The following is a 15,643-nucleotide window of genomic DNA, read 5'->3' as shown; positions in this document are numbered from 1 at the left end:
GCCGGCCTCGAGGTTGGCGATCCCCTCCGGGGCGCTCAGCAGCGTGATGCAGGTGATGTGGTCGGCGCCGCGGTCGACCAGGAACCGGATCGCCGCGGCCAGCGTGCCGCCGGTCGCGAGCATGGGGTCGAGCACGTAGCACTGACGCCCGGAGAGGTCCTCGGGCAGGCGCTCGGCGTACGTCGTCGCCTCCAGCGTCTCCTCGTTGCGCACCATGCCGAGGAAGCCGACCTCGCCCGTCGGCAGCAGCCGCATCATCCCGTCGAGCATGCCGAGGCCGGCTCGCAGGATGGGTACGACGAGGGGCGTCGGCCGCGCCAGCCGTACGCCTGTCGTCGGCGCCACCGGCGTCACGATGTCGTGCGCCTCCACGCGTACCTCGCGCGTCGCCTCGTAGGCCAGCAGGGTGACCAGCTCGTCGGCCAGCGCCCGGAACGTCGGTGAGTCGGTGGTCTCGTCGCGGAGCCGGGTCAGCTTGTGGGCGACGAGTGGGTGATCGACGACATGGGTGCGCATGAGCCGCACCTTATCGCCGTCATCGGGCGGCCAAAGGGGTTGGCGCGTCGCGCATCGGATGTCAGTCTGGTGACATGTCCGATGAGATGGAGGGAGTCGACTTCGCCCTCGCGGTGTTTCGCGAGGAGGGGGTCTGGCAGGTCCAGGAGCTCGCGCACGACCTGCTGACCGACGTCGACACGCTCGCGCACGCGCTGCGCCGCTTCCCCGGCGACGGCGGTGCCGTCGGCCTCATCGGCATCGACGAGGACTTCTTCGTCGTCGTACGCGTCGTCGGTGCGAGCGTCCGGGCGCTCCTCTCGGACGTGACCGCCGCCGACGAGTGGGAGCTCGCGGCCAGCGTGGTGGAGTTCCTCGGCCTGCCGATGCCCGAGGAGGAGGACGAGCCCGCGCCCGCCGGTGACCTGAGCCTGCTCGCCGACGCCGGGATGAGCGCGATGGACATGGGCGTGCTGCTCGACGACGTCGACCTCTACCCCGACGAGATGCTCTCGGAGGTTGCTCGCAAGCTGGGCTTCGGCAAGCTCTTCGACGACGCGGTCGGCCTGACCAGCGCCTGACCGAGCCCGGACGTCATACGATCCGGTTGCCATGGCAGCCACCCCGTATGACGTCGCGATGAGCGCAGCCCTCGAGGAGGCGCGTGGGGCTCTCGCGACCGGTGATGTGCCGATCGGCGCGGTGGTCCTGGACCCGTACGGCGAGATCGTCGGCCGCGGGCGCAACGTGCGCGAGGCCGCCGCCGACCCGACCGGGCACGCCGAGGTGGTGGCGTTGCGCGAGGCGGCGCGCCACCGCGACGAGTGGCGGCTGGACGGGTGCACCCTCGTCGTCACCCTCGAGCCGTGCACCATGTGTGCGGGCGCCGTCGTCCTCGCCCGCGTGGCCAAGCTGGTCTTCGGGGCGTTCGACGACAAGGCCGGCGCCGTCGGGTCGCTGTGGGATGTCGTACGCGACCGGCGGCTCAACCACCGCCCCGAGGTCGTCTCGGGCGTGCTGGCGGCGGAGTCGACGGACCTGCTCGAGGAGTTCTTCCGCCAGCAGCGCGCCGAGAGGTCGATCCGTACGGATTGACGTCTCGGGCCGTACGGATTGACGTCTCGGGCCGTACGGATTGACGTCTCGGCGGGTCAGCCCAGCGTCGAGGCCCGGGCGACCAGCTCGGGAGTGAACACGACCTGCTGGTGGTGATGGGCCTCGTTGCTCGCCTCGTCGAGCACCAGGTCGGCGGCGGCACGGCCGAGCTCCTGGCGCGGTTGCCGGACGGAGGTGAGCGGTACGGCGGCGGCGGCCGCGAACTCGATGTCGTCGTAGCCCACGATCGCGAGCTGCTCCGGCACCCGGAGTCCGGCCGTCGTGGCCTGCTGCAGGAGCCCCAGCGCGATCAGGTCGTTGGCGCAGAACGCGGCCGTCGGTCGCCGGGCGGACGGGATCCCGGCGAGCCGCTCGCCGGCCGAGCGCCCGGACGCGACGGTCAGCGACTCGCCCGCGACCAGCGTCAGGTCGTCCTCCGGCAGGCCGGCGGTGGACCACGCCAGCCGGGCGCCCTCGTAGCGGTCGGCGACCTGGCCGATGCTGAGCGGTCCGCCGACGAAGGCGACCCGGCGGTGACCACGGTCGATGAGGTGCTCGACAGCCAGCCGGCCGCCCAGGACGTCGTCCACGGCGACCGAGCAGAACGCGCCGCCCTTGCGGATGCGGTCGACGATGACGAGCGGCGTGCCGCGGCGTGCGATGGCGTCCAGCGCCGGGCTGTCCGGGTCGACCGGCGTGATGAGGATGCCCTGCACCCGCTGCTGCTCGAGGTGCTCGAGGTGCGTGGCCTCGCGGGTGGCCCGGCTGTCGCTGTTGCACAGGAAGAGGGACAGCTCGGCTCCCTCGGCGGCGTGCTCGATGCCCTGGGCGACGTCGGTGAAGAACGGGTTGCCGGCGTCGAGCATGACGTAGGCGAGGGACCGCGTACGTCCGGCGCGCAGCGACCGCGCCGACTCGTTGCGGACGAAGCCCAGCTCGGCCATGGCGTGCTCGACCTTCTCGCGGGTCGCGGCCGCCACCCGGTCGGGCCTGTTGAGCACGTTGGAGACCGTGCCCAGGGAGACGCCCGCGGCTGCGGCGACGTCCTTGACCGAGGCCGACAGCTGCTGTCGCTCGATGACCATGCTCCCCCTTGGTTGAACTGCTCCAGATTGAAACGGTGCAAGCCTCAGGTGTCAACGCTCTCGACACCTCGCCGAAACATTTTTCTCGTGCTCCCTTGACGTCTGTGATCGCAGTCACTTACGGTCATCCGGTCCGATTAAAACGTTTCAAAAAGGAGCGAGCATGCCGGAACCGGCAGCGACCGAGGTGGTCCTGGAGCTCCAGGACGTCGCGAAGTCGTTCGGATCCGTGGTCGCGCTGCGCTCGGGCAGCCTCACCGTCACGAGGGGCTCGATCCACGCGCTCGTGGGGGAGAACGGCGCGGGCAAGTCGACCCTGGTGAAGATCGTCGCCGGCGTGCACCGCCGCGACGCGGGCGTCTTCCGCTTCCTCGGCGACGACGTGGACTTCTCCTCGACCGCCTCCTCGAAGGCGGCCGGCATCGCGGTGATCTACCAGGAGCCGACGCTGTTCCCCGACCTGTCGGTCGCGGAGAACATCTTCATGGGCCGCCAGCCGCTCGGCGCGGCCCGGCGCATCGACTACAGCCGGATGTACGACGAGTCCGACCGGCTCTTCCAGCGCCTGGGCGTCCACATCGACCCGCGCCGCCCGGCCCGCGGTCTCTCCATCGCCGACCAGCAGGTCATCGAGATCGCCAAGGCCATCTCGCTCGACGCGACGCTGCTCATCATGGACGAGCCGACCGCAGCGCTGAGCGGGGTCGAGGTCGAGCGGCTGTTCGCCATCGCGCGCAGCCTCCGCGACGAGGGTCGCGGCCTGGTCTTCATCTCGCACCGCTTCGACGAGGTCTTCGCGCTGTGCGACACGATCACCGTGATGCGGGACGGCTCCTACGTCTCGACCGACCGGACCGACGAGACCGACGTCGACGCGATCGTCTCGCGGATGGTCGGACGCGAGGTCGCCGAGCTGTTCCCGAAGACGCCGGCAGCGATCGGCGACGTCGTGCTCGAGGTGGAGGGCCTCACCTCGGCCGGCGTGTTCCACGACGTCTCCTTCCAGGTCCGCGCCGGCGAGATCGTCGGGCTCGCAGGCCTGGTGGGCGCCGGCCGCTCCGAGATCGCCCGCGCCGTCTTCGGCGTCGACCGGTACGACGACGGCTCGGTGCGTCTGCTCGGCAAGCCCGTCACCGCCCACAGCCCGCGCGCCGCGATCCGGGCCGGGATGGCGTTCGTCCCCGAGGACCGCCGCAAGCAGGGGCTCGTCATCGAGGAGTCGGTCGCGCGCAACATCGGGTCCGTCATCCGGCGCGGCCTGACCAAGGCGGGCCTGCTGACGTCCGCCGCCGAGAACCGCGCCGCCGGCCCGTGGGCCGGCCGGCTGGAGGTCAAGACCGCCGCGCTGGACATGCACGCGAGCACGATGAGCGGCGGCAACCAGCAGAAGGTCGTCATCGCCAAGTGGCTGGCCACCGAGCCGCGGCTCCTCATCATCGACGAGCCGACCCGCGGGATCGACATCGGCACCAAGGCGGAGGTGCACCGGCTGCTCTCCGACCTCGCGGGCCAGGGACTGGCGATCGTGATGATCTCCAGCGAGCTGCCCGAGGTGCTCGGGATGGCCGATCGCGTCCTCGTCGTCTGCGAGGGCCGGATCACTGCCGAGCTGCCTCGCTCCGAGGCCACCCCCGAGACCGTCATGCGGGCCGCGACGCGGACGACCGCGCACGCCCACGACAACGACAACCCGACCGACAACCGGAAGAGCGAGGTCCCGGCATGAGCGACACCCTGCTCGTCGAGCCCAGCGCCACCTCGCCGACCACCCGCATCGTCGGCACGCTGCTGCGCTCGCGTGAGATCGCGGTCGCCGCGGTCCTGCTCGTCCTCATCGTGCTGACGACGCTCAAGAGCAGCGGCTTCGTGTTCAGCACCGACGGATGGCGCAACCTCCTCGTCACGCCGGCGCTGCTGCTGATCCTCGCGGTCGGCCAGGCGGTCGTCATCATCACCCGCAACGTCGACCTCTCGGTCGGCTCGACGCTCGGACTCACGGCGTACCTCACCGGCAAGGTCTTCATCGCCTGGCCGGGCATGCCGATCCCGTTCGTCTTCCTCATCGCCCTCGCCTTCGGTGGAGCGCTCGGGCTGGTCAACGGGATGCTGGTCGCCTACGGGCGCGTGCCGGCCATGGTGATCACGCTCGGCACCCTCTACATCTACCGCGGCATCTTCCTGAGCTGGGCCGGCAGCGACCGGGTCAACGCGTCGGACTTCCCTAAGGCGTTCAACGAGCTCGGCACCAACGAGATCGGTTCCATCCCGGTCGTCACGATCATCGCGCTCGTCGTGATGGCGCTCGTCGGCTACTACCTGCGCACCGCGCGGGGCGGCCGCGAGCTGTACGCCATCGGCTCCGACCCGGAGGCGGCGACCCTCTACGGCCTCCCCGTCGTACGACGCGTGCTCGTCGCCTTCGTCCTCAGCGGCGCGCTCGCCGGCCTGGCCGGCGTCGTCTACGCGGCCCGCTACGGCACGGTCTCGTCCGGCGCCGGGGTCGGCATGGAGCTGCAGGCGGTCGGCGCCGCGGTCATCGGCGGCGTCGCGATCGCGGGCGGTGTCGGCACGGTCTGGGGCGCGGCGCTCGGCGCCGTCCTGCTCATCACGATCAACCGGGCGCTGCCGATGGTCGGCATCTCGGACTTCTGGCAGCGGGCCGTCGTCGGCGCGCTCATCATCGCCGCGATCGTCCTCGACCGGGTGCTCGCCAAGCGCCAGGAGCGGCAGCTCGTCGCGGCCCGAGACCTGGCCCGCCGAGAGACCAACGACGCCGGCCCCTCGCGGAAGGCAGGTACCCCCGCATGACGACAGCGACCTACTCCCGGCCGGACGGCACCGCGCAGCGCACCTACGCGTCGTACGCCGCTCCGCTCTGGCGGCGGGTGCTCCTGACCCGCGAGTTCGCGATCATCGCGCTGCTCGGGATCGTCTACTTCTACTCGCTCGGCAACGTGCCGAACTTCAACGGCCCGCTGACGCTCTACTACCTCTTCCTCGACATCGCCCCGATCCTCCTCATCGCGCTGCCGATGGCGATGATCATGATCACCGCGGAGATCGACCTCTCGGTGGCCAGCGTGGTCGGGCTGTCGAGCGTGCTCGTCGGGGTCCTGCACCAGGACGCCGGCATGTCCATCCCGCTCGCGGCCCTCTTCGCGGTCGTGATCGGTGCGGTGTGCGGTGCGTTCAACGGCTTCCTCGTGTCGTACGTCGGCCTGCCGTCGCTCGCCGTCACGATCGGCACGATGGCGCTCTACCGCGGCATCGCGGTCGGGCTGCTCGGCACCAAGGCGGTGACCGACTTCCCGCACAAGTGGACCGAGCTCTCCAAGCAGCGCATCTTCGGGGTGGGCACCAGCTACCCGACGATCCTGATCCCGTTCCTGATCCTGCTCGCCCTGTCGGTCTGGATGCTGCACTTCTCCTCCTTCGGCCGCGGCGTCTACGAGATCGGCCTCAACTCGGAGGCGGCGCACTTCACCGGCGTCAACGTCGAGCTCACGAAGTTCTGGCTGTTCGTCATCAGTGGGGCGGTCTCGGCCTTCGCCGGCGTCTACTACACGCTCCGCTTCGGCAGTGCCCGCGGTGACAACGCCACCGGCCTCGAGCTGCAGGTGATCGCGGCCGTCGTCCTCGGCGGGGTCTCGGTCTTCGGCGGTCGCGGCGCGCTCCACGGGGTCGTCGCCGGGGTCGTCCTGATCGGCGTCATCTCGAGCGCGATGCGCCTCGAGGGCCAGACGGTCAACCTCATCAACATCGTGATCGGAGTGCTGCTCGTGCTCTCCGTCCTCTCCACCAGCCTCCTCGCCTTGGCCTCGGGTCTGCTCAGGGCAAGGACCAGGGGCAGGAGCCCCTCCAGCCGGCGTGCGGTCGCCGCAGCCAACCCGAAAGAAAGGTAAAGAACGATGAAGTTCCGGAACCGGCGGATCGCCGCGCTTGCCGCGGTCGCCATCTCCGCCAGCCTCGGTCTGACCGCGTGTGGCGGCAGTGACAGTGGCGGTGGCAGCAGTGCCAGTGGGGGCGGGGGGAAGACCTCGGTGACGTTCTTGCCGAAGAACCTGGGCAACCCTTACTTCGACACCAGTGATGCGGGCGGCAAGAAGGCCGTGGGCGAGTTCAAGGGCACCTACAAGGAGGTCGGGCCCGACGCCGCGTCCCCGGACGCGCAGGTGCCGTTCATCAACACCGCTGCGCAGCAGGGTGTGAGTGCTCTGGTGGTCTCGGCCAACGACCCCAAGGCGATCTGTGATGCGTTGAACGAGGCGCGTAGTGCGGGCACCAAGGTGGTCACGTTCGACTCCGACACCGATCCCTCGTGTCGTGACCTGTACGTGAACCAGGCCACTGCGGAGGGCATCGCGAAGGTGCAGGTCGACGAGATCGCCAAGCAGATCGGTGACTCCGGTGAGATCGCGATCCTCTCGGCCGCGGCGAACGCGACCAACCAGAACGCGTGGATCGACCTGATGAAGAAGGACCTGGCCGCGCACCCGAACATCAAGCTGGTCGACACCGTCTACGGTGACGACGACGACCAGAAGTCCTTCGACCAGACCTCGGCGCTGCTGCAGAAGCACCCGCAGCTCAAGGGCATCATCAGCCCGACCACGGTCGGGATCGCGGCGGCGGCTCGTTACCTGTCGACCTCGTCGTCGAAGGGCAAGGTGGCGCTGACCGGTCTGGGCACGCCGAACCAGATGCGGGAGTACGTCAAGGACGGCACCGTGACCTCGTTCGCGTTGTGGAACCCCGAGGACCTGGGCTACCTGGCCGCCTACGCGGCCGACGCGCTGGTCAAGGGCGAGATCACCGGCAAGGGCGGGGACAAGTTCACCGCCGGCAAGCTCGGTGAGTTCACCGTCGCGGCCGACCACAGCGTGCTGCTGGGCGACCCGTTCGTCTTCACCAAGGACAACATCGACCAGTTCAAGTTCTGATCCGTCCCCTGAACGGCGCCTGCCGGGGGCGGCACCCCCGCCCCCGGCAGGCGCAACCAGAGGACCCCGACGACGCGACGAGCAGGAGGACGACGGATGCAACGCGTGTGCTTCCAGCTCCAAGTGAGGCCCGACCGCCTCGAGGAGTACAAGCGGCGCCACGCCGCCGTCTGGCCGGACATGGTGCAGGCACTGCACGAGACCGGCTGGCACAACTACTCGCTCTTCCTGCGCCCCGACGGTCTGCTGATCGGCTACCTGGAGACGCCGTCCCTGGACCGGGCCCGGGCCGGCATGGCCGCCCGCGACGTCAACGAGCGATGGCAGGCGGAGATGGCCGGGTTCTTCGAGGACCTCGGCGCGGCCGCTCCCGACGAAGGCTTCCTGGAGCTCGAGGAGATCTTCCACCTCGAGGACCAGCTCGAAGCGCTGAACAACACAGAAGCGAAGTGAGATGAAGACGTTCGAGCAGGTCGCGCCTCTCCTGGAGGGACAGGCGATCGAGGTCCCCTCGTGGGCCTACGGAAACTCGGGGACGCGGTTCAAGGTCTTCGGCACCCCCGGCACCCCGCGGACGGTGGAGGAGAAGATCGCGGACGCCGCGGCGGTGAACCGCTTCACCGGGCTGTCGCCGTCGGTCGCCCTGCACATCCCGTGGGACAAGGTCGACGACTACGACAAGCTGCGTCGCTTCGCCGAGGACCTGGGCATCCGGTTGGGGACGATCAACTCCAACACGTTCCAGGACGACGACTACAAGCTGGGCGCGCTGACCCACACCGACGCCAAGATCCGCCAGAAGGCGATCGACCACCACTTCGAGTGCATCGACGTGATGGGTGCGACCGGGTCGCGCGACCTCAAGATCTGGCTCGCGGAGGGCACCAACTATCCCGGCCAGGGCGACATGCGCGGCCGCCAGGACCGCCTCGCGGAGAGCCTGCGGACCATCTACGACAGGCTCGGCGACGACCAGCGGCTCGTGCTCGAGTACAAGTTCTTCGAGCCGGCGTTCTACCACACCGACGTCCCGGACTGGGGCACGTCGTACGTCCAGGTCGCCGCGCTCGGCGAGAAGGCGATGGTCTGCCTCGACACCGGCCACCACGCGCCCGGGACCAACATCGAGTTCATCGTCGCGCAGCTGCTCCGGCTCGGGAAGCTCGGCTCGTTCGACTTCAACAGCCGCTTCTACGCCGACGACGACCTCATCGTGGGCTCGGCCGACCCGTTCCAGCTCTTCCGCATCCTGTTCGAGTGCGTGCGGGGCGGCGCGCTCGAGCCGGGGAGCGAGGTCGCGTTCATGCTCGACCAGTGCCACAACATCGAGAAGAAGATCCCCGGCCAGATCCGGTCGGTGCTCAACGTGCAGGAGATGACGGCGCGCGCGCTGCTCGTCGACCGTGACGCGCTGACCCGGGCCCAGGAGGACGGCGACGTCCTCGTGGCCAACGAGCTCTTCATGGACGCCTTCTACACCGACGTCCGACCGCACCTCGCCGCCTGGCGCGAGGAGCGGGGCCTGCCCGCCGACCCGATGCGGGCCTTCCTCGCCAGCGGCTACCAGGAACAGATCGAGGCGGACCGCGTGGGCGGTACGCAGGCAGGATGGAACTGAACGTGAGCACCTCCACCCCCCGGACTTCGGCCCAGAATGCGGCGCAGGAGCTGATCGCCCGCTCGAACCGGCTGGGCGCCGACCCGAAGAACACCAACTACGCCGGTGGCAACACCTCGGCCAAGGGCACCGAGACGGACCCGGTCACCGGGGAGCCCGTGGAGCTGGTCTGGGTCAAGGGATCGGGCGGTGACCTCGGCACGCTCACGGAGTCCGGCCTGGCCGTCCTCCGGCTCGACCGGATGCGCGCGCTGGTCGACGTCTACCCGGGCGTCGAGCGTGAGGACGAGATGGTCGCGGCGTTCGACTACTGCCTGCACGGCAAGGGCGGCGCCGCTCCCTCCATCGACACCGCGATGCACGGCCTCGTCGACGCCGCCCACGTCGACCACCTGCACCCCGACTCCGGCATCGCGATCGCGACCGCCGCCGACGGCGAGGCGCTGACGAAGCAGATCTTCGGCGACCAGGTCGTCTGGGTCCCGTGGCGTCGGCCCGGCTTCCAGCTCGGCCTCGACATCGCCGAGATCAAGCGGCAGAACCCGCAGGCCGTCGGCTGCATCCTCGGCGGCCATGGCATCACCGCCTGGGGCGAGACCAGCGAGGAGGCAGAGAAGAGCTCGCTGTGGATCATCGACACCGCGGCGGCGTACATCGCCGAGCACAGCAAGGCGGAGCCCTTCGGCCCCGCGCTGGAGGGGTACGCCGCGCTGCCCGACGCCGAGCGGCGTGCGAAGGCGGCCGCGCTCGCTCCGACGATCCGCGGCATCGCCTCGGCCGATCGACCCATGGTCGGCCACTTCACCGACTCCGACGCCGTGCTCGACTTCCTGGCCAGCGCCGAGCACCCGCGGCTGGCGGAGCTCGGCACGTCCTGCCCGGACCACTTCCTGCGCACCAAGGTCAAGCCGCTCGTGCTCGACCTGCCGGCGGGCGCGTCGGTCGAGGACTCCATCGCGCGCCTCAAGGAGCTCGCGGTGACCTACCGCGAGGACTACCAGGCCTACTACGACCGGCACGCGACCCCGGAGAGCCCGGCCATCCGCGGCAAGGACCCGCTGATCGTGCTGGTGCCGGGCGTCGGCATGTTCAGCTTCGGCAAGGACAAGCAGACCGCGCGGGTCGCCGGCGAGTTCTACGTCAACGCCATCAACGTCATGCGTGGCGCGGAGGGCCTGTCGACGTACGCCCCGATCGACGAGTCGGAGAAGTTCCGCATCGAGTACTGGGCTCTCGAGGAGGCCAAGCTCCAGCGGATGCCGAAGCCCAAGCCGCTCGCCACCCGCGTCGCGCTCGTCACCGGCGCCGCTTCCGGCATCGGCAAGGCGACCGCCCAGAAGCTGGCGGCCGAGGGCGCCTGCGTGGTCATCGCCGACCTGTCGCTGGAGAAGGCGATCGAGGCAGCCGCCGAGCTCGGGTCCACCGACGTCGCCGTCGGGGTCCAGGTCGACGTGTCGAACGCGGACGCGGTCCAGGCGGCCGTTGACGCGGCCGTGCTCGCCTTCGGCGGCGTCGACCTGATCGTCAACAACGCCGGCCTCTCGCTCTCGCGCTCGCTGCTCGAGACCACAGAGAAGGACTGGGACCTGCAGCACGACGTGATGGCCAAGGGCTCGTTCCTGGTCTCGAAGGCGACCGCGAAGGTGATGATCGAGCAGGAGCTGGGCGGCGACATCGTCTACATCTCGTCCAAGAACTCGATCTTCGCCGGCCCCAACAACGTCGCGTACGGCGCCGCGAAGGCCGACCAGGCCCACCAGGTGCGGCTGCTCGCGGCCGAGCTCGGCGAGCACGGCATCAAGGTCAACGGCGTGAACCCGGACGGCGTCGTCCAGGGCTCGGGCATCTTCGCCTCCGGCTGGGGCGCCAACCGCGCCGCGGTCTACGGCGTGGAGGAGAAGGACCTCGGCAAGTTCTACGCCCAGCGCACCATCCTCAAGCGCGAGGTGCTGCCGGAGAACATCGCCAACGCCGTCTTCGTGCTGTGCACGTCCGACCTCAGCCACACCACCGGACTGCACATCCCGGTTGACGCGGGCGTCGCGGCGGCCTTCCTTCGGTGACGGAGCCTGCGATGACCGACCAACTCCGGGTCGCCGCGGTCGACCTCGGTGCGACGAGCGGCCGCGTGATGGCCGCGGAGGTCGGTCCGGACCTGCTCCGGCTGGAGGAGGTGCACCGCTTCGCGAACGGCGGGGTGCCGGTGCGCGGCTCGCTGTTCTGGGACGTCGTCGGCATCCACCGCGAGACGCTCGCGGGCCTGCGCAAGGTGGCGCTCGGCGGGTCCCTCGACGGCATCGGGATCGACTCGTGGGCGGTCGACTACGGCCTCCTCGACCGCGACGGTGAGCTGCTCGGCAATCCGTACTCGCACCGGGACGCCCGCACCGTGGGCGTCCCGGAGCGGGTGGCCGGCCTCGTCGACGCGGGCGAGATGTACGCCATCACCGGCCTGCAGGAGCTGCCCTTCAACACCGTGTTCCAGCTCGTCGCCGCGACCGGGACCGCCGCGCTGGAGTCGGCCGAGACGCTGCTCCTGCTGCCCGACCTGCTGACCTACTGGCTGACCGGGGAGATCGGGGCCGAGCGCACCAACGCCTCGACCACCGGCCTCTACGACGTCCGGTCGCGGACGTGGTCGGTCGACCTGGCCAAGCGCCTCTCCCTCCCGTGGGGGATCCTGCCGCCGCTGCGCGACCCCGGGTCGGTGGTCGCACCGCTGCTGCCCGCCGTCGCGCAGGCCATCGGTCAGGCGGTCGGCGAGCCCGGCGTCCCGGTCATCGCGGTCGGCTCCCACGACACCGCCTCGGCCGTCGTCGGCGTGCCCGCCGACGGCGAGCGGTTCGCGTACGTCTCCTCCGGCACCTGGTCGCTGGTCGGCCTCGAGCTCGACGGGCCGGTGCTGAGCGAGGACGCCCGGCTGGCGAACTTCACCAACGAGGGCGGCGTCGACGGCACCGTCCGCTTCCTCAAGAACGTCATGGGCCTGTGGGTGCTGTCGGAGTCCGTGCGCACCTGGGCCGCCCAGGGGCTCACCGTCGACCTCCCGACGCTGCTCTCGGGCGCGGCCCACGCGGCTCCCCTGCGCACCGTCGTCGACATCGACGACCCCTCGCTCCTCCCGCCCGCCACCGCCGCCGACCAGATGCCGGAGCGGCTGCGGGCGCTTGCCCGGGCCGCCGGTGAGCCGGTGCCCGAGAGCCCCGCCGAGGTGGTGCGGACCATCCTCGACAGCCTGGCCCTGGCCTACCGGCGCAACGTACGCCGGGCCTGCGAGCTGGCCGGACGCGAGATCGATGTCGTGCACGTCGTCGGCGGCGGCTCGCAGAACGCGCTGCTGTGCCAGCTCACCGCCGACGCCTGCGGGCTGCCGGTGCTCGCCGGGCCGGCCGAGGCGGCCGCGCTGGGCAACGCGCTCGTGCAGGCGCGCACCCTGGGCGCGGACCTGCCGGACCTGGCGGCGATGCGGGCGCTCGTCCGGCGTACGCACGACCTGGTGCGCTACGAGCCGCGCGGCGGCGCCGACTGGGACGCCGCGGCTCGGCGTGTCGGGCCGCTGAAGGCGGGAGCATGAGCGGTATGCGGGTCGCGCTGATGGTCACGTGCATCAACGACGCCTTGTATCCGCGCACCGGCCAGGCGGTCGTCACGCTGCTGCGCCGGCTGGGCGTGGACGTGGAGTTCCCGGAGGCGCAGACGTGCTGCGCGCAGCCGATGGTGAACACCGGCTACCTGGACGAGGCGGTGCCGGTGGTGCGGACCTTCGTCGACGCGTTCGAGGGGTACGACGCGGTGGTGACCCCGTCCGGGTCGTGTGCCGGCTCGGCCCGCCACCAGCACTCGATCGTGGCCCGCCGCTCGGGCGACGCGGGTCTGGAGCGTGCGGTCGCGTCGGTGTCGCCGAAGGTCTACGAGCTCTCGGAGTTCCTCGTCGACGTGCTCGGCGTGACCGACGTGGGCGCCTACTACCCGCACACGGTCACCTACCACCCGACGTGTCACTCGCTGCGGATGCTCGGCGTCGGCGACCGGCCGCGGCGGCTGCTGGAGAACGTCCGCGGGCTGACGCTGCTCGACCTGCCCGAGGCCGACCAGTGCTGCGGCTTCGGCGGCACCTTCGCGGTCAAGAACGCCGACACCTCGGTCGCGATGGGCACCGACAAGGTGCGTCACGTGTGCGCGACCGGGGCCGAGGTGCTGGTGGCGGGTGACAACTCCTGCCTGACGCACATCGGCGGCCTGATGACGCGGCAGCGGGCCGGCGTACGGACCGTGCACCTGGCGGAGATCCTCGCCTCGACCGAGGGGTCGGGCGCATGAGCGGCACCTTCGTCGGGATGCCCAAGTTCCCAGTCGCCGCGCGTGAGGCGCTCGGTGACGCGCAGCTGCGGCACAACCTGGCGCACGCGACCGGCACGATCCGCGCCAAGCGGCTGCGGCTGGTCGAGGAGGTCAACGAGTCGATCGAGGGCACCTCCGGCTGGGAGGAGCTGCGGCTCGCCGGCGCCGGAGTGAAGGAGTCGGCACTGCTGACCCTGGACGCCCAGCTGGTCCGGCTGGAGGAGACCCTGACCGCGAACGGCGCGACGGTGCACTGGGCGCGTGACGCGGCCGAGGCCAACCGCATCGTCGTCGACATCGCCAAGCGCCACGGCGTGGACGAGGTCGTCAAGGTCAAGTCGATGGTGACGCAGGAGATCGACCTCAACGGCGCGCTCGCCGCCGAGGGGATCGCGGCGTGGGAGACCGACCTGGCCGAGCTCATCGTGCAGCTCGGCGACGACCTGCCCTCGCACATCCTCGTGCCCGCGATCCACCGCAACCGCGCCGAGATCCGCGAGATCTTCCTGCGCGCGATGAAGGAGGTCGGCCGGCCTGCCCCCGAGGACCTGACCGACGAGCCGGCGGTGCTCGCAGCGGCCGCGCGGGCGCACCTGCGGGAGAAGTTCCTGCGGGCGAAGGTCGGCGTCTCGGGCGCGAACTTCGCCGTCGCCGAGACCGGCACGCTCGTCGTGGTGGAGTCGGAGGGCAACGGCCGGATGTGCCTGACGCTGCCCGAGGTGCTGGTCTCGGTGGTGGGCATCGAGAAGGTCGTCTCCACCTGGGACGAGCTCGACCCGCTGCTGCGGCTGCTGCCGCGGTCCTCGACCGGGGAGCGGATGAACCCCTACACCTCGACCTGGTCGGGCGTCACTCCTGGTGATGGGCCGCAGGAGGTGCACGTCGTGCTCCTCGACAACGGCCGGACCCGGGCGCTCGCGGACAAGGTCGGCCGTCAGGCGCTGCGCTGCATCCGCTGCTCGGCCTGCCTCAACGTCTGCCCGGTCTACGAGCGGACCGGGGGGCACGCGTACGGCTCGGTCTACCCCGGCCCGATCGGGGCGATCCTCAACCCGCTGCTCAAGGGCGTGGGGCGTCCCGGTGCGGAGGGGGAGCAGCTCGACTCGCTGCCCTACGCCTCCTCGCTGTGCGGCGCGTGCTTCGAGGCGTGCCCGGTGCGGATCGACATCCCCTCGGTGCTCGTCGACCTGCGCGCGCAGGTCGTCGACGCGCACCGTGGCGGGGTCCCGAAGCCCGAAGCTGTGGCCTTCAAGGGCGCCGCCCGCACGCTGTCCTCCTCGCGCCGGCTGGCGTTCGGGGAGCGCTTCAGCGGCGTGGGGCTCCGGGTGGGGCGGCTCTTCGGACCGTGGTCGGGGGCGCGTGATCTGCCGGCCGCGCCCCAGGAGTCGTTCCGGGCCTGGTGGAGGCGGACCGACGGCGGACGCGACGAGGGGGAGAGCCGATGAGCGCGCGTGAGGAGATCCTGGCGAGCGTCCGTGCGGCGCTGGCCGACGTCACGGACGTGCCGGAGGCCCCGGTCGCGCCGCGGCGTACTCCTGTCGACGACCCCCGCGGCACTGTCGGCCTCTTCGTCGAGCGCGTCGAGGACTACCGCGCCACCGTCGTGAGGTGTACGCCGGCCGAGCTGGCCTCCACCGTCGCCGCGGCCCTGCCCGCGGGTGCGTCGGTCGTCGTGCCGGCCGGGCTCGGCTTCGAGGTCGGCGGGGCGGTCGTCGACGACGGCACCCTGACGGCGTACGAGCTCGACGAGATCGACGCCGTCGTCACCGAGGCCGCCGTCGGCATCGCCGAGACCGGCACCATCGTGCTCGACCACGGACCCGGCCAGGGACGCCGTGCGATCACCCTGGTGCCCGACGTCCACGTGTGCGTCGTCCGGGCCGACCAGGTCGTCCTCGACGTGCCCGACGCCGTGGCGCTCCTGGGCCCCGCCGTCCGCGGCGGTCGGCCGCTCACCTGGATCAGCGGCCCGTCCGCGACCAGCGACATCGAGCTCAGCCGGGTCGAGGGTGTGCACGGCCCGCGCACGCTGCACGTGGTGCTGGTCGAGGGCTGAGGCGATTTCGTCG

The 15,643-nt window shown here is 70.9% G+C and carries 15 protein-coding genes; 13 read left to right on the top strand and 2 right to left on the bottom strand.

Annotation, left to right across the window (positions count from 1 at the left end; translation table 11 throughout):
• A partial coding sequence (gene upp / locus ABD205_RS02375) for a uracil phosphoribosyltransferase (RefSeq protein WP_344042015.1) occupies positions 1–516 on the bottom strand: 516 nt, incomplete at its 3' end.
• A gap of 74 nt (positions 517–590) precedes the next feature.
• Between upp and ABD205_RS02370 the strand changes: the two genes are divergently transcribed.
• A complete protein-coding gene (locus ABD205_RS02370) occupies positions 591–1,076 on the top strand; it encodes a tRNA adenosine deaminase-associated protein (protein WP_344042013.1) in 486 nt (161 codons plus the stop codon).
• 58 nt (positions 1,077–1,134) lie between these two features.
• Positions 1,135–1,590: a nucleoside deaminase gene (locus ABD205_RS02365; protein ID WP_344044443.1), complete on the top strand. Its 456-nt coding sequence runs from the start codon at positions 1,135–1,137 to the stop codon at positions 1,588–1,590.
• Between the two features lie 56 nt (positions 1,591–1,646).
• On the opposite strand, the gene ABD205_RS02360 is transcribed toward ABD205_RS02365, so the two are convergent.
• Positions 1,647–2,675, bottom strand: a complete 1,029-nt coding sequence (locus ABD205_RS02360) for a LacI family DNA-binding transcriptional regulator (protein ID WP_344042011.1) — start codon at positions 2,673–2,675, stop codon at positions 1,647–1,649.
• 163 nt (positions 2,676–2,838) lie between these two features.
• On the opposite strand from ABD205_RS02360, the gene ABD205_RS02355 reads away from it, so the two are divergent.
• From ABD205_RS02355 to ABD205_RS02305, 11 genes are all read left to right on the top strand, one after another.
• Entirely contained in the window at positions 2,839–4,401 is a 1,563-nt protein-coding gene (locus ABD205_RS02355; protein ID WP_344042009.1) for a sugar ABC transporter ATP-binding protein, read from the top strand.
• Positions 4,398–5,483, top strand: a complete 1,086-nt coding sequence (locus ABD205_RS02350; RefSeq protein WP_344042007.1) for an ABC transporter permease — start codon at positions 4,398–4,400, stop codon at positions 5,481–5,483. The genes ABD205_RS02355 and ABD205_RS02350 overlap by 4 nt, the downstream gene beginning before the upstream one ends.
• Positions 5,480–6,577, top strand: a complete 1,098-nt coding sequence (locus tag ABD205_RS02345) for an ABC transporter permease (protein ID WP_344042005.1) — start codon at positions 5,480–5,482, stop codon at positions 6,575–6,577. Before ABD205_RS02350 ends, ABD205_RS02345 begins: the two co-directional genes overlap by 4 nt.
• A 6-nt stretch (positions 6,578–6,583) precedes the next feature.
• Complete coding sequence (gene rhaS / locus ABD205_RS02340) at positions 6,584–7,615, top strand: rhamnose ABC transporter substrate-binding protein (RefSeq protein ID WP_344042003.1); 1,032 nt, start codon at positions 6,584–6,586, stop codon at positions 7,613–7,615.
• 96 nt (positions 7,616–7,711) lie between these two features.
• The gene (locus ABD205_RS02335) at positions 7,712–8,068 is read left to right on the top strand and encodes an L-rhamnose mutarotase (RefSeq protein WP_344042001.1); all 357 of its coding nucleotides are present in this window, start codon (positions 7,712–7,714) and stop codon (positions 8,066–8,068) included.
• 1 nt (position 8,069) lies between these two features.
• Positions 8,070–9,233, top strand: coding sequence for an L-rhamnose isomerase (rhaI, locus tag ABD205_RS02330; RefSeq protein WP_344041999.1), 1,164 nt, complete (start codon positions 8,070–8,072; stop codon positions 9,231–9,233).
• A gap of 2 nt (positions 9,234–9,235) precedes the next feature.
• Positions 9,236–11,296 (top strand): bifunctional aldolase/short-chain dehydrogenase, encoded by a 2,061-nt coding sequence (locus ABD205_RS02325; protein ID WP_344041997.1) that lies wholly within the window; start codon positions 9,236–9,238, stop codon positions 11,294–11,296.
• A gap of 11 nt (positions 11,297–11,307) precedes the next feature.
• A complete protein-coding gene (locus ABD205_RS02320) occupies positions 11,308–12,807 on the top strand; it encodes a rhamnulokinase (RefSeq protein WP_344041995.1) in 1,500 nt (499 codons plus the stop codon).
• A gap of 5 nt (positions 12,808–12,812) precedes the next feature.
• A complete protein-coding gene (locus tag ABD205_RS02315) occupies positions 12,813–13,553 on the top strand; it encodes a (Fe-S)-binding protein (protein ID WP_344044442.1) in 741 nt (246 codons plus the stop codon).
• Positions 13,550–15,019, top strand: coding sequence for a lactate utilization protein B (locus tag ABD205_RS02310; protein WP_344041993.1), 1,470 nt, complete (start codon positions 13,550–13,552; stop codon positions 15,017–15,019). Before ABD205_RS02315 ends, ABD205_RS02310 begins: the two co-directional genes overlap by 4 nt.
• On the top strand, positions 15,016–15,630 hold the full coding sequence (locus tag ABD205_RS02305) for a LutC/YkgG family protein (protein WP_344041991.1): 615 nt from the start codon (positions 15,016–15,018) through the stop codon (positions 15,628–15,630). The genes ABD205_RS02310 and ABD205_RS02305 overlap by 4 nt, the downstream gene beginning before the upstream one ends.
• The last annotated feature ends 13 nt before the right edge of the window (positions 15,631–15,643 follow it).

It is taken from the genome of Nocardioides panacihumi (assembly GCF_039530925.1).
Lineage (GTDB): Bacteria > Actinomycetota > Actinomycetes > Propionibacteriales > Nocardioidaceae > Nocardioides > Nocardioides panacihumi.
Note: the sequence above shows the minus strand (reverse complement) of the source record. Positions and strands in the feature narration are given on the sequence as shown.

Bases quoted from the DNA above. Each gene is read 5' to 3' on its own strand.
- ABD205_RS02370 (WP_344042013.1), top strand. From the start codon at position 591: ATGTCCGATGAGATGGAGGGAGTCGACTTCGCCCTCGCGGTGTTTCGC.
- rhaS (WP_344042003.1), top strand. From the start codon at position 6,584: ATGAAGTTCCGGAACCGGCGGATCGCCGCGCTTGCCGCGGTCGCCATC.
- ABD205_RS02365 (WP_344044443.1), top strand. From the start codon at position 1,135: ATGAGCGCAGCCCTCGAGGAGGCGCGTGGGGCTCTCGCGACCGGTGAT.
- ABD205_RS02355 (WP_344042009.1), top strand. From the start codon at position 2,839: ATGCCGGAACCGGCAGCGACCGAGGTGGTCCTGGAGCTCCAGGACGTC.
- ABD205_RS02350 (WP_344042007.1), top strand. From the start codon at position 4,398: ATGAGCGACACCCTGCTCGTCGAGCCCAGCGCCACCTCGCCGACCACC.
- ABD205_RS02335 (WP_344042001.1), top strand. From the start codon at position 7,712: ATGCAACGCGTGTGCTTCCAGCTCCAAGTGAGGCCCGACCGCCTCGAG.
- ABD205_RS02305 (WP_344041991.1), top strand. From the start codon at position 15,016: ATGAGCGCGCGTGAGGAGATCCTGGCGAGCGTCCGTGCGGCGCTGGCC.
- ABD205_RS02315 (WP_344044442.1), top strand. From the start codon at position 12,813: ATGCGGGTCGCGCTGATGGTCACGTGCATCAACGACGCCTTGTATCCG.
- ABD205_RS02320 (WP_344041995.1), top strand. From the start codon at position 11,308: ATGACCGACCAACTCCGGGTCGCCGCGGTCGACCTCGGTGCGACGAGC.
- rhaI (WP_344041999.1), top strand. From the start codon at position 8,070: ATGAAGACGTTCGAGCAGGTCGCGCCTCTCCTGGAGGGACAGGCGATC.
- ABD205_RS02360 (WP_344042011.1), bottom strand. From the start codon at position 2,675: ATGGTCATCGAGCGACAGCAGCTGTCGGCCTCGGTCAAGGACGTCGCC.
- ABD205_RS02310 (WP_344041993.1), top strand. From the start codon at position 13,550: ATGAGCGGCACCTTCGTCGGGATGCCCAAGTTCCCAGTCGCCGCGCGT.
- ABD205_RS02345 (WP_344042005.1), top strand. From the start codon at position 5,480: ATGACGACAGCGACCTACTCCCGGCCGGACGGCACCGCGCAGCGCACC.